This is a genomic window from Nocardia aegles (assembly GCF_052545135.1).
Window position 1 is genome coordinate 185,989 of record NZ_JBQWRI010000002.1, and the last position, 13,264, is coordinate 199,252.

Genomic DNA, 13,264 nt, shown 5'->3' on the forward strand with positions numbered 1-13,264 from the left:
TTGGACTAGATCCGCTCGACGATTGTCGCGGTCGCCATGCCGCCGCCGGTGCACATCGTCACCAGACCGGTGGTCAGGTCGCGTCGTTCGAGCTCGTCGATCACGGTTTGCAGAAGCATCGCGCCGGTCGCACCGATCGGGTGTCCCAGCGCGATGGCTCCTCCGTTGACGTTCACCCGGTCGGGGTTCAGCGCCAAGTCTCTGATCACCTTCAGCGGCACCGCCGCGAAGGCCTCGTTGATCTCCCACAGGTCGATGTCGGCCGCGGTCATGCCCGCCTTGGCCAGGCAGACCTCGGCCGCGGGCCCCGGGGCGGTCAACATGATGACGGGCTCGGCGCCGCGCACGGCGCCGGCGAGGATGCGGGCCCGCGGCGTCAGGCCGTGGGCCCGCGCGTAGCTGTCGGAAGCGATCGCGACCGCGGCCGCGCCGTCCACCACCCCGGAGGAATTGCCCGCGTGGTGCACATGCTGGATCGGACCGGCCTGCGGATAGGTCTCGCGGCACATGTCGTCGTAGGAGCGCCCGCCCTCGCGCGGCTTGCCGCCGGACCGTTCGAACGACGCGGGGAGCGCGGCCAGCGACTCGAGCGTCGTGCCCGGACGCGGATGCTCGTCACGATCGAGCAGCACCTCGCCGGATTCGGCGCGGACCGGGATCAGGCTGCGATCGAAGCGGCCCTCTTTGGTCGCCGCCGCCGCGCGTTCCTGGCTGCGTACCGCGAACCGGTCGACGGTCTCGCGGTCGAACCCTTCCAGCGTCGCGATCAGGTCGGCGGCGATGCCCTGCGGCACCAGTGGATACCGGGCGCGCAGCGCGGCATTACCGGCGTCGAGTGGCTGACCGTAGCTGTGCCGCGACATGGATTCGACTCCACCGGCGACAACCAGTTCCTGCCAACCGGCCAGCACGCCCGTCGCGGCCAGCATGACGGCCTGCTGACCACCACCGCAGAACCGGTTCACGGTGAGACCGGGCACGGTCACCGGCCATCCCGCGGTGAGCACCGCCGATCGAGCGATGTCGTTGGCGTGGTCGCCGGCGTGTTCGCCGTTGCCCATCACCACGTCGTCGACATCGGACGGGTCGATGCCGCGCTCGCTCAGCGCCCGCAGCATGCCGCCCAGCAGTTCCTGCGGATGCACGTCGTGCAGGGCGCCGGAGGCCTTCCCTTTGCCTCGCGGGGTGCGGACGCCGTCGATGATCCATGCCTCACGCACGGGTTTCCTCCTCGGACTCGGATTCGGAGTGCACGGGCCGGCTCAGCGCGGCCACGGAATCACCGAGCCGGCCCGCGCGGACGGCGGCCCCGATCTCGGCATGCAGCGCCGCTCGGTCCCCGAGCAGCGGTTCGAGGGTGAGCGCACGGCGCAGGTAGCGGTGGAAATCGTGTTCCCAGGTGAAGCCCATGCCGCCGAGCAACTGCTGGCACACCGCGCGAGCCGTGCGGCTCGCGCGCAGCGCCGCGACCTTGGCCAGCGCGGCACTCTCGATGCCACCGTCCTCCCATGCCGCGTCGGCCGAGAGTGCGGCGACCTGCCGCCACAGGTGGACGTCGGCGAGCTGGTGCTTGACCGCCTGGAAGGCTCCCAACCGCTGTCCGAACTGGGTTCGCGTGTTCACGTGCTCGACGGTCATGGCCGCCATGGCGGTGGCCACCGCGACGAGTTCGTGGGCAAGCGCGCGCCGTCCGGCGGCGGTCATCTGCTGCCAGATGCCGCCGGGATCGGCACCCAGCGCGGCGGTGTCGAGCAGCTGCTGCGCGGCCACCGTGCCGGTCAGCCGGACCCAGCCCGCGGCCGGGTCCAGCGGCTCGCCGGGACGGGCGGGCACCGACGGGCAGACCGCAAGCACCCACTGCCCGGCGTCGCCGACACACGCGACCAGCAGCGGGCCGTCGCCCGACTGGCCCACCCCGTCGAGGTGGACCGAGCCCGTCGTGTCGAGCCGGCCCGGGGGCACCGACCGGCCCGGCGCGGGCAGCACCACTCGGGTGTCGGCGGCGAGCCCATCCAGTCCGGCGGCTTGCAGCAGCACCCGGTCCAGGACCGACCCCGCGGCGAGCAGTTCGCCGGAGAGCGGGAACAAGGTGGTGACCGCCACCTGCGGTTCGTCGGCCAGAATCTCCGGCCAGCCGAAGTCGAGGATCGTGTCGCGCGCCCGGTGCGGGTCGGCGCTCAGTGCCTGACGAAGGCCGGCCGTGATCTGGGCGACGTCGTCGGCGTCCATGTCGTCGAGTCCTCCGTGCTCAGCGGGGTAGGCCGAGCAGGCGCTCGGCGATGATGGTGCGTTGGATTTCCGCGGCGCCGCCGTAGATCGACGAGGCACGGCTGTACAGGTAGTCATTACGCCACTGCGCGGCGTCCTGACCGTCGCCGAAGACGACCGCGTCGCCGAGTGCGGCCAGGGCCGCCTCGAAGAGGAACTTCTCGGCGGTCGACATGGCCAGCTTGTCCAGCGAGGTGGTCGCACCGACCGGCTCGCCCGCGGACAGCGCGCGCACGGTCCGCCGCGACAGCAGCCGCAATGCCATCAGCAGTTCTGCCGCCTCACCTATCGTCCCGTCACCGACGGTCTCCGCGCCCGCCGCGGCCAGGTCGTCCAGCCGCGACCGCAGCCAGATCTGGCGCTGCCACGCCGCGGCGCCGCGCTCACCGGCCAGGACGTGCATGGCGACTTGCCAGCCGCCGTTCACCATCCCGAGCAGCCGCTCCTCAGGTATGAAGACGTTGTCGAAGTACAGCGAACAGAACTCCTCGTCGCCGTTCATGCTGCGCAGCGGGCTCACCTCGATGCCTGCGGAGTCCATGTCCAGCAGGAAGGCCGAGATGCCGCGGTGCCCGGAATCCGGGACGCCGGTACGCGCCAGCAGCAGACAGCGATCGGCGAACTGGGCCCAGCTGGTCCAGATCTTCTCCCCGGACACGCGCCAACCACGTTCGGCCGCAACTGCTTTGAGCCGCAACGAGGCCAGGTCGCTGCCCGCGCCGGGCTCGGAGAAGCCCTGGCACCAAGTCTCGTCGCCGCGCAGCAGCCTCGGCAATGCCTCGGCGGCCAGCTCGGGCCGGGCGAACTCGGCCACAGCGGGGCCGAGAACCTCCTGGGTGGCGAACGAGAACGGCGGCGGATATCCGGCCGCGGCCAGTTCCTCGCTGATGATGCTGCGCAGGATAGGACGCCCGCCGAGCCCGCCGATCGCACTCGGCCACCCCAGCCGGATCCAGCCCGCCTCGTAGAGCACCCGCTGCAGCAGCCGCAACCTGGCGAAGATCTCGGTCACCTCACCGGCGGGTTCGCGGAACCGTTCGAGCTCGTCGCGGTTGTCACCCACCCAGGCACGGAATGCAACACGAACTTCCGGCAACGATGCGGCCGGGTCGGCGACCGGCACGACCGCGGTCATGACGCCGCCTCCGCGGAGAGCCCCACGTTCATCCGGTCGGTCACCGACAACGGGGAGACACTGTCGGAGCACCAGTCGGCGAGGACGGCGTGGGTGTCCTCGCCTGGCAACCGGGGCGGGCCCGGCACCGGGCCCGGTGTGCGGCTGAACCGCGGGGCGGGGGCAGGCTGCGCCAGCCCGGCGACGTCGATAAAACCGCCACGCGCACGGGCATGTTCGGAATCGGCGACCTCGTTCGGCGCGAGCACCGGGGAGACGCAGGCGTCCAGGTCGGCGAACACCGCCGACCATTCGGCGCGGGTACGGGCGCGGAACACCGCAGCGAATCGCGCCCGCATCTCGTCCCAGCGGTCCCGGTCCATCTGGGCGGGCAGGTCGGGATCGTCGTCGAGTCCGAGCCCCACCAGCAGTTGCCGGTAGAACCGGCGCTCGAGCGCACCGACGGCCATGTATCCGCCGTCTGCGGTCTCGTAGGTGTCGTAGAAGGGGGCGCCGCCGTCGAGCAGATTGGTGCCACGCTCCTCGGACCAGTGCCCGTCCGCCCGGACTCCGTGCACGAAAGCGGTCAGCAGCGCGGCGCCGTCGACCATCGCAGCATCGATGACCTGGCCCAGGCCCGAGCGGGTCCGCTCGTGCAGTGCGGCGAGGACGCCGACGGTGAGCAGCATTCCGCCGCCGCCGAAATCACCCACCAGGTTGAGCGGCGGCAGTGGCCGTTCGCCCCGCCGCCCGATCGGCTCCAGGGCACCCGCCACGGCGATGTAGTTGATGTCGTGCCCGGCGCGGGCCGCCAGCGGGCCGGACTGTCCGTACCCGGTCATCCGGGCGAAGATCAGGCCGGGATTGGCGGCCGCGAGCACATCCGGCCCGAGCCCGAGCCGTTCCATCACCCCCGGCCGGAAACCCTCGACGATGACGTCGGCTTCGGCGGCCAGCCGCCGGACCAGTGCCACACCCTGGTCGGTCTTGAGGTCGGCGGCCACCGAGCGGCGGCCCCGCACCAGCGGATCATTGGGGCGGCGCGGCGCCCGGCGCGTCGACGTCCGGTCCACCGTGACCACATCGGCGCCCAGATCCGAGAGCATCATGCACGCGAACGGTGCCGGCGCCGCACTGGCGATCTCCAGTACGCGCACACCTTCCAGCGGCCCTGGCATCAGCACATCCCCCTCATGCCGCCGGTGCTTCGAGGATGTGCACGGCGCAGGCGGAGGCCAGTCCGATCACGTGCGTCAATCCCACTCGGGCGCCGGCGATCTGGCGGTCGCCCGCCTCGCCGCGAAGATGCGTGGCCACCTCGTAGAGGTTGGCGATGCCGGTGGCCCCGATCGGGTGTCCTTTGGACAACAGCCCGCCCGAGACGTTGACCGGGATCTTCCCGTCGCGCATCGGCGCGCCGGAGTCGATGAAGTCACCCGCCCCACCGGGCTCGCACAAGCGCAGGTTGTCGTAGTGGATGAGTTCGGCGGTGGCGAAGCAGTCGTGCAACTCCACAAGGTCCAGATCCTCAGGGCCGACACCGGCGGCCTCGTAGGCCTGGTCCGCGGCCATCCGGGTGAGGGTGTTGACATCGGGCTGCACCTGGCCGCCCTCGGACCATGGATCCGAGGTCATCACCGACGCCGAGATCTTCACCGCGCGCCGGCGCACGTCGGGGTCGAGCTTCTTCAGCTTCGCCTCCGACACCAGCACGACCGCCGCCGCGCCATCGCCGGTCGGACAGCACATCGGCAGCGTGTTGGGGTAGCTGATCACCTCGGCACCCAGCACCTCCTCCAGCGAGAACTCCTTGCGGTACTGCGCCAGCGGATTGAGCGTGGAATGCAGGTGGTTCTTGACCGCCACCTTGGCGAACTGCTCTGCGGTGACGCCGTGCGCCACCGCGTATTCCGTGCCTGCCTGCGCGAAGACACCCGGCATGAGACCGGTGCCGAGCAGGCCTTCGGTCTTGACGATCGCTCCGTAGCGGCCCTTGGGGGTGAAGACCTTCTTCTCCCCAGCCGGGCGGGCGGCGCTGCCGAGCATGCCCATCTTGCCCATCTTCTCGACACCGACCGCCAGCGCGATATCGCACTCTCCCGCCTTGATACCCATCATCGCCACCCGCACCGCGGTGGCGCCGGTGGCACAGGCGTTGACGACGTTGTAGACCGGGATACCGGTCTGGCCGATCTGCTTCTGCAGTCGCTGACCGTTGTGCGAGTTGGCCTCGTACACATTGCCCAGTGCGAGCAGGCCGATCTCAGCCATGCTCAGGCCGGCGTCGGCCAGCGCGTCCAGTGTGGCGTCGGCGGCCAGGTCCAGCAGGTCCCGGTCGGGGAACCGGCCGAACTTCGTCATCGAAGTCCCGATGATCCAGACGTTGTCGCTCATCTCACGCTCCGATCGGCTCGTATCCGAAGGCCACGGCCACCGTGCCCTCGTCGTCGGTCCCGGCCTCGAAGGTCGCGAGCCGGACCTTGGTCCGCGGCTGGATGCGGGCCGGGTCGGTGACGCCGATCAGATTGGCCTTCACCACCCCTCCGCCGTCCAGATCCACCACCACCGAGGTGAACGGCCCGGACTTCGCGCCGCGCTGCACGATCGTGTACGCCCGCACCACGCCCTCGTTCGATAGCGCGCGGCGCGCGAACGTGGTGTGCGAGCACTTCGCACACGCGTTGCGGCGATCGAAGTACAGGGCTCCACAGTCGCCGCATTCGTGAGCCACCAAGTGCGGGTCGTCGCCCAACACCAGGTAGTCGACGGCGGGGATGGTTCGTGTCATCGAATCCTCCGACCTCTCCACACCGGCCGGTAAGGCCGCTCAGCAAATGATAGAGTACTAGAGTATTTATCACTCGACAATCTGGGTTGCTACCCCGGCCCGGCAACCGGGCCCGATCCGAGGAGGCACCGTGACCGACTCCGCTCCTTTCGATCCGAGCGCCATCGGGGCGCGTTCGAATCCGAGGCGGATCTCGTGGAACGCCCGTGACTGCATGCTCTACGCCCTCGGCGTCGGGGCGGGCGTCGACGACCTGGCATACACCACGAACAACACCAAAGGCGTGGAACAGAAGATGGTTCCGACCATGCCGGTGACGCTGGGCGTGGACTTCAGCGTGCTCGAGCAGGCCGGACGCTTCGACTGGGCCAAACTGCTGCACGCCGAGCAGCGGGCGGAAATCCTGGCCGACATCCCGGTCGACGGCGCGGCCGAGGCCGTCACCGAGATCACCGAGATGTGGGACAAGGGCAAGGCCGCCCTGATCGTCGCCACGACCACCGGCACCGGCTTCGACGGCACCCCCCTGTGGCGCAGCTCGGCGGGGCTGTTCATCCGCGGCGCCGGCGGCTGGGGCGGTGAGCGCGGTCCAGCTGGTGCCGCGGAATCGACCGGCGAAACCACCGGTCCGAGCAAGACCATCACCTACTCCACCCGCCCCGACCAGGCGCTGATCTACCGATTGTCGGGTGACTACAACCCGCTGCACTCCGATCCGGCCTTCGCCGCCCGCGCCGGCCTGGACCGGCCGATCCTGCATGGGCTCTGCACTTTCGGCTTCGCCGGGCGAGCCGTGCTGGAGGTGGCCGGGCCGGATCGCACCCTCGCCTCGATGTCCACCCGCTTCGCCGCCCCGGTCTGGCCGGGCGACACCCTCGAGGTGGACGTGACGCGGACCGGCGAGCGCGACATCCGGTTCAGTGTCCGCGGCCGCGACGGCAAGGATGTCCTGACCGGCGGCGTGGCGACCCTGCGATGAGCACCGTGACACCGGGTTGGCAACCGCTACTCGACCGGATCGCGGCCGAACGCGATCCTCGTCGGCGCGCGAACCTGGAGGTAGTGGCCCGCCACGTGGCGGAAGAAGTGGCGGGCAATATGCCCGCTCTGATGGCGACGCTGGTGCCCGAGCCGGAATATACGGTGTGGGGAGCCTCGGACAGCACCGGCCCGTCGGGCTACGACCAGGTCGTGCGGTGGTACCGGCGGCTGCAGTCCGCCGGTCGTAATCGGCTCGACTACCGAATCGTGCGGGTGGTGGTCGACGAGAACTGTGTCGTCACCGAGGGCGACTTCCAGTACGCCATCGCAGGCCGCGACCTCGACGTCACCCGGACCGAGTCGGGTGAGGACGTGCGCCCCGACGACTACCACCTGGTGAGTCACCGCGCCACGGTCCTGTGGCCGATCAGCCCCGACCGGCTGATCGAGGGCGAGCACATCTATTCGGGCGAGCGCCACCGGGTGCTGCGCCGACTGGCGCCGGGGGAGCTCCCGCACCTGGGCCCAGCGGACCGGGCGCGTCCGCAGCCCGACACCGACACCACGGAGGAATCATGACATCACCCGAATGACCTTCGGCCATAGTCGGGCTTGGCGGCCAGGCGATGCGCGTGCCGCGGCGACATGATCCAGCCGCATAGGTGCAGGTCGGCCTCGAATCGCTCGCCGGCCAGCCAGCGGCCGTCGCCCGCGAAGTACCCGACCGCACCGTTGCTGCGTGTCACCTTGACCCGATCGCCCTCGGGGTCGCGCTCGTAGAGGTCCTTGCTGTACGGGTGGACGATGCCGTTCATCGCTCGACCTCGGTGACGTAGCGATCCATCAGCCGGTGCATCCATTTGAGGTTGTTCTCCTGGTAGGACGCGAAGGTCACCGTCTGCTTCGTGGCGCTTTCGAGTCCTCGCTGGACCTTCTCCATGTTGCCGCAGTCCTGGTCGAGCACGTTGCCGAGAATGCCCAGCGGGGTACTGCTGAACGGGGTGTCGGCGTCCAGGGCGATCTCCTGCGCCGGCGCGGGCCGCTCCCCCACCACCGGCGCCAACATGAGGACCTCCATGATGCAGCTGCGGTGGTCGTCGCCGTTCGGCCGGAAGCGGTAGACGATCTTGTGCACGCCCCCCCACGGCATCATGTTGGGGAACACGGTGTAGGTGAAGTTGTCGACCAGTTCGGCATCCGACCAGCGCTCGACTTCCTCGCCGATGAGACCACGCCACTTCGCGCGGGTCGTCCGGACGATGTACTGGCGGGCCGTCTCCCCCGGTTCGGGGCGCACCGGCAGGTCCTCGTCGGTCCGGACATCCATGGTGGAACGCAGCATCTCCTCGGTGCTGGGATCCCACGGCATCATCGGGCCCACCACCTCCGACGGCGTGATGAACCGCGCGAAGTTCTCGTACACGTCGACCTGACAGGCACCGAACGCGGCGTACGGGACGGTCTGCGGATGGGTGGCCGGCGCGTGCCAGCACTCCATGAACGCTTCCTGGGCCACCTTCCAGTTGGCCCGGATGACCTTGGAGACATGCGCCTCCACGAAACGCTCGTGGCCGTACCAGACGGAGAACTGGTCGATCAGTTCGCCGAGGTAGCTCTCCAGCGGTTCGGCGTCCGGATCGGGATTGATGAACACGAAACCGGCCCACACACCGACGCTGCATCGAGGCAGCGCGAAGTTCTCGGGATCGACGTGCTCGAACTCCCAGGGCGCCGGAATCCGCTTCAGCTCACCCTCGAGCGTCCACGCGATCCCGTGGAAGGGACAGCGGATCTCGCTGCACCGGCCCGCGTAATCCTTCAGCTGCCTGCCACGGTGCAGACACGCGTTCGGGTAGGCGCGGATGGTGTCCGGCGCGGACCGGATCACCACGTACGAGGCTCCGGCGATTTCGTAGACGATGTGGTCACCGACCTCCGGAATGTGCTCTTCGCGGCAGGCGAACTGCCAGACCCGGCTCCAGAGCCGCTTCTTCTCTGCCTCGTGGTACGCCCGGGAGATGTACCGATCGATGCCTGCCTCGTGGAAGTCGAACTCACCCGGCACCGGCTGCAGCAGGTGCTCGGGCACCGTCCTGGTGTCCAACGCGAGTACGTCCTGGTAGGTGACGCGGCGGTCGCCGACATCGAGGCGTTCGCCCATGTTGCGCTCCTGGTTCGGGTCGAGGGTCAGAGCAGGCTGCGGACCTTGGCCACAACCTTGTCCACGGTCGGGTATCCGGACAGCGACGTCGAGAACGGCACCGGTGTGAAGGCCGCGCCGAGGCGTCCGACCGGAGCCAGCAGCTCGGGGAAGAGCTTTTCGTTCAGCCGCGCCGCGATCTCGGCACCGGGCCCGACGAACTCGGTGGCCTCGTGCACCACCACCGCCCGGCGGGTCCGCTCCACCGACGCCTCGATCGTCGCGAAATCCAACGGCACCAACGTACGCAGGTCGATCACCTCGGCCTCGACACCCGACTCGGCGAGGGTCTGCGCGGCCTGCAGGCACACGCCCAGCTGCGTGCCGTAGGTGATCAGGGTGACATCGGTACCGGAACGGACGGTGTTTGCCACCCCGAACGGCACCTTGTGCACTCCGGTCGGCACCGGTTCCTTGACGCTGTAGAGCAGCCCGGAGTGCTGGATCAGCAGGCTCGGATCCGGGGACTCCAGCGCCGTCGCGAGCAGGCCCTTGGCGTCCGACGGTGTCGCCGGATAGAGCACGTTGATACCCGGGGTGTGCATGAACCACGCCTCCAGCGACTGCGCGTGCTGCGCGCCGAAGTGACTGCTGCCGATCGTCGTGGTCACCGTGATCGGCGCGGGAGTGGCACCGCCGGTCATATACCTGAACTTCGCGGCGTGGTTGAGGATCTGGTCCATCGCCAGCGTGATGAAGTCGAAGAACATGATCTCGGCGACGGGCCGGTAGCCGCCCAGCGCCAGGCCCACCGCCGCACCGGCGATCGCCTGCTCCGAGATCGGGGTAGCCCGGACCCGCTGCTCACCGAACTTGGTGGACAGGCCCTTGCTCGTCTTGAACACTCCGCCGATGGGGTCGGCGACGTCCTCGCCGAGCACGACGATGCGATCGTTGTGCTCCATGGCCAGGTGGAATGCCGAGTTGAGCGCGGCCGCCATGGTCATCGTGGCGTTCTCGGACGGCTCCGCTGCGGCGGCGGGCTTCCCATCAGTCATGGTGCAGACTCCTGACCCAGGTGTCGTCGGCGAAGACGTCGGTGTAGACGTCGGAGGCGGCGGGCAACTCACAGCCCGCGGCATAGGCGAAGGCGTCCTCAACGGTGGCCCGCGCCTGCTCTTCAATGGCGTCGAGTTGCGCCGAGTCCAGCTCACTGTGGTCGAGCAACCAGGTCCGGAATGTCGGCGCCGGGTCGCGCTGCATCGCCGCCTTCAGCTCGTCCTCGGGGACGTAGCTGAAGTCCGCCGTGCCGGTGTGGCCGGTGAGGCGGTAGTGGATGAACTCGAGAAAAGTCGGCCCCTCACCGTCGCGCGCCCGGGCAACCGCCTCGGCCAGCGCCTCGCGGGCCGCGATCGGGTCGAAGCCGTCGACGGTGCGGGCCGGGACGGAGTACACCGCGGCCCGCGCGGTGAGGTCGGTGTTGGCGGCGTAGCGCGCGATCGGAGTGTGTTCACCCCACTGGTTGTTCTGGCAGACGAACACGATCGGCAGCTGCCACAGCCCGGCGAAGTTCATCGCCTCGTGCCAGGCGCCGATCGAGGTGGCACCGTCGCCGAAGGTGACGACGGTCGCGGTGCCGTCGTCGTCGAGCTGGGCGGCCATCGCCAGGCCGACCGCGATCGGCAGTCCAGAACCGACGATGCCCGTGGTCGCGCTGAATCCGACCGCGGGATCCTGCAGGTGCATCGGTCCGCCCTTGCCGCGGGACAGCCCCGCCCGGCGGCCGTATAGCTCGGCCATGATCGAGCGCAGCGAGACACCCTTGGCGAGCGCGTCACCGAGGTTCCGATAGGTCGACACCAGCCGGTCGCGGGGACCGAGCACCTCGCCCAGCGCCGCGCACACCGCCTCCATTCCGCGGATGGGGTAGAACGCGGCCTGCAGTCGTCCGGCCTTGGATTCGGCTACGGACTTCTGGTCGGCCAGCGCCGTGACGCACATGAGTGTGTACATCCGGCGATATGCTTCGGCGTCGAGCGCCTTCGCCGCGGTGCCGGCCGCGCCACTGACGGTGGTCATGCTCCGAGTTCCTCTCGCGTAGGGATGTCAGCGGCCCGGCGTGCCGCTTCCTCGCCAGCGATCCGGCCGAACCCGCAGGCGTTGGCCAGCGAATTGCCACTGCCGATATAGGTTTTGATGATTCCGCCGGTGCACTCACCGGCGGCGAACAGACCGTCGATCGGACGCCCGTTGTCCCCGACCACGCGGGCGCGGTCATCGATACGCAGCCCGCACGCGGTGAGGTTGACCGTCAAGGGACGCACCTCGATGGCGTAGTACGGCGGGGTGGTCAGCGGTAGCAGGAACTTGCCCGCCTTGCCGTGGTCGCGGTCGTGTCCCTCGGCCGCGAACTCGTTGTACCGGGCGACCTCACCGCCCAGGGCGTCCGGGCCTACACCAAGTGCTGCCGCCAGCTCGGCCGGCGAGTCGGCACGGTGGACCCGGTCCCCGCCGTCGGCGAGATGGGCGTCGATGATGTCGGCGTTGTAGTTCTTCGTCTGGAACGGAGGGTGATTGGGCCACACCTGCTTATAGGCATCGCGGTAACGCGCGGCGAGGTCGGCGGGCGGGCGCAGGGCGGCGTCGTCGAACACCACGAACGCCCGGTCACCGTGCGCGCGAACCACCTGGTCCAGCAGCCCGTAGGGCGCGGTCTCGTCGACGAAGCGGCGGCCGTCGGGGCCGACCAGCACCGCCCAGCCCGGCAGGAACGCCTCGTTCAGCCGCGCCAAGCCCGGATCGAGGGTACGCAGGCCGCGATCAAATCCGATGATCTGGGCGCCGACCGCCTCGGCGAACGAGAAGTGGTCGCCGCGCGAGGATTCCGCGCCGATGTACCAACTCCAGCCCGGAACCCAGGCCGAGGGGAAGTACCGGCGCAGCAGCTCCGGCGCCGCGCCGAAGCCGCCCGTCGCGGTGACCACCGCTGCGGCGGTGAGCGTTTCGCCCGCGGACTCGACACCGACGACCTCCCGCCCGGAGACCGCGAGCCGGTCGACGCGGCGGCCGAAGGCGAACTCGATGCCCTCGCCGCGCGCCGCGGCGTACAACGCGTCCACGAGGCTCTGCCCGCCGCCGTCGACGCAGTGCGAGCGGGCCTGCCGTTCGTCGCCGCCGAAGATCAGGCGATCGAAGAACCTGACGCTGTGATCGGCGAGCCAATCGATCGTCTCGCCGGTGCGCAGCGCCCAGCGGCGCACCGGTCCGGCGATGACGTCCCAGCCGTTCAGCGCGAGATACTCGTGGACCAGATTCTCCGGCTCGTCGGCGATCCCCGCCGCGCGTTGCAACCGACTGCCACTACCCATGATCACACCGCCCGCGAGCCTGCTCGAGCCCCCCGGCTGTGCCTCGGCCTCCACCACCAGCACCGACTGCGCGCCGGATTCGGCCGCGGTGACGGCCGCACACAGCCCGGCCGCGCCCGACCCGATCACGATGACATCGAAATCACTCATCGGACTGTTCGTCCTCTCCCTACCGCGCGCCGGCGCCAACAGTGGTCAAGTGCAGGATGTCGTTGACCGACACCACGGTCCGCACCCCGGTCCGCGACGCGCGGAAGCGGCTGATCGACGCCGCCTCGGGCGTCGGCACGAGTGCGGCGGGCACCGACAGAACCCGCGCCGCCAGCTCGCGAGCTCGCTGCGGCTCACACAGGACGAGCACCCGCCCACCTGGGTTGTCGGCTATCAGCCGCTCGAGGTCGAGGTCTGCGACAAGCTCGGGCCCGGCGTCGGCACTCGAATAGGTCGGCGGCAGACCACTTCCCGCGAACGACGCCGCCACGGCGTCCTGGACGACCACCACCGTCCACTCGGTGCCCGCGAGCCGCTCGGCAGTGCGTCGCACCAGCTCGGCCGGACCTCCCGCCACCACCGTCATCTCCATCGCGACTCCCTCCGGGCCAACC

General features: G+C 69.6%; 14 protein-coding genes. 2 read left to right on the top strand and 12 right to left on the bottom strand.

Features of this window, described 5'->3' with window-relative positions:
• Positions 1–5: 5 nt before the first annotated feature.
• From ACT89H_RS06160 to ACT89H_RS06185, 6 genes are read right to left on the bottom strand one after another with little or no spacing between them, the layout of a single operon-like run.
• Positions 6–1,205 (bottom strand): acetyl-CoA C-acetyltransferase, encoded by a 1,200-nt coding sequence (locus ACT89H_RS06160; RefSeq protein ID WP_445108237.1) that lies wholly within the window; start codon positions 1,203–1,205, stop codon positions 6–8.
• Between the two features lie 7 nt (positions 1,206–1,212).
• The gene (locus tag ACT89H_RS06165; protein ID WP_445107526.1) at positions 1,213–2,229 is read right to left on the bottom strand and encodes an acyl-CoA dehydrogenase family protein; all 1,017 of its coding nucleotides are present in this window, start codon (positions 2,227–2,229) and stop codon (positions 1,213–1,215) included.
• A gap of 19 nt (positions 2,230–2,248) precedes the next feature.
• Entirely contained in the window at positions 2,249–3,403 is a 1,155-nt protein-coding gene (locus ACT89H_RS06170) for an acyl-CoA dehydrogenase family protein (protein WP_445107527.1), read from the bottom strand.
• Positions 3,400–4,560: a CaiB/BaiF CoA transferase family protein gene (locus ACT89H_RS06175; protein WP_445107528.1), complete on the bottom strand. Its 1,161-nt coding sequence runs from the start codon at positions 4,558–4,560 to the stop codon at positions 3,400–3,402. Before ACT89H_RS06175 ends, ACT89H_RS06170 begins: the two co-directional genes overlap by 4 nt.
• Before the next feature lie 13 nt (positions 4,561–4,573).
• Entirely contained in the window at positions 4,574–5,776 is a 1,203-nt protein-coding gene (locus tag ACT89H_RS06180) for a thiolase family protein (protein WP_445107529.1), read from the bottom strand.
• Between the two features lies 1 nt (position 5,777).
• Entirely contained in the window at positions 5,778–6,170 is a 393-nt protein-coding gene (locus tag ACT89H_RS06185; RefSeq protein WP_445107530.1) for a Zn-ribbon domain-containing OB-fold protein, read from the bottom strand.
• A gap of 130 nt (positions 6,171–6,300) precedes the next feature.
• On the opposite strand from ACT89H_RS06185, the gene ACT89H_RS06190 reads away from it, so the two are divergent.
• Positions 6,301–7,149 (top strand): MaoC family dehydratase, encoded by an 849-nt coding sequence (locus tag ACT89H_RS06190; RefSeq protein WP_445107531.1) that lies wholly within the window; start codon positions 6,301–6,303, stop codon positions 7,147–7,149.
• A complete protein-coding gene (locus tag ACT89H_RS06195; protein ID WP_445107532.1) occupies positions 7,146–7,730 on the top strand; it encodes a nuclear transport factor 2 family protein in 585 nt (194 codons plus the stop codon). Before ACT89H_RS06190 ends, ACT89H_RS06195 begins: the two co-directional genes overlap by 4 nt.
• A gap of 2 nt (positions 7,731–7,732) precedes the next feature.
• Here the strand turns inward: ACT89H_RS06195 and ACT89H_RS06200 are convergent, their stop codons facing one another.
• Genes ACT89H_RS06200 through ACT89H_RS06225 form a run of 6 tightly spaced genes read right to left on the bottom strand, consistent with a single transcriptional unit; the run spans position 7,733 to position 13,242 of the window.
• Positions 7,733–7,966 (bottom strand): hypothetical protein, encoded by a 234-nt coding sequence (locus ACT89H_RS06200; protein WP_445107533.1) that lies wholly within the window; start codon positions 7,964–7,966, stop codon positions 7,733–7,735.
• A complete protein-coding gene (locus ACT89H_RS06205) occupies positions 7,963–9,312 on the bottom strand; it encodes an aromatic ring-hydroxylating oxygenase subunit alpha (protein ID WP_445107534.1) in 1,350 nt (449 codons plus the stop codon). Before ACT89H_RS06205 ends, ACT89H_RS06200 begins: the two co-directional genes overlap by 4 nt.
• A gap of 26 nt (positions 9,313–9,338) precedes the next feature.
• A complete protein-coding gene (locus tag ACT89H_RS06210) occupies positions 9,339–10,349 on the bottom strand; it encodes an alpha-ketoacid dehydrogenase subunit beta (protein ID WP_445107535.1) in 1,011 nt (336 codons plus the stop codon).
• Positions 10,342–11,370, bottom strand: coding sequence for a thiamine pyrophosphate-dependent dehydrogenase E1 component subunit alpha (locus ACT89H_RS06215; RefSeq protein WP_445107536.1), 1,029 nt, complete (start codon positions 11,368–11,370; stop codon positions 10,342–10,344). The genes ACT89H_RS06210 and ACT89H_RS06215 overlap by 8 nt, the downstream gene beginning before the upstream one ends.
• Entirely contained in the window at positions 11,367–12,809 is a 1,443-nt protein-coding gene (locus tag ACT89H_RS06220) for an FAD-dependent oxidoreductase (protein WP_445107537.1), read from the bottom strand. Before ACT89H_RS06220 ends, ACT89H_RS06215 begins: the two co-directional genes overlap by 4 nt.
• A gap of 19 nt (positions 12,810–12,828) precedes the next feature.
• Entirely contained in the window at positions 12,829–13,242 is a 414-nt protein-coding gene (locus ACT89H_RS06225; RefSeq protein ID WP_445107538.1) for a hypothetical protein, read from the bottom strand.
• Positions 13,243–13,264: the final 22 nt, after the last annotated feature.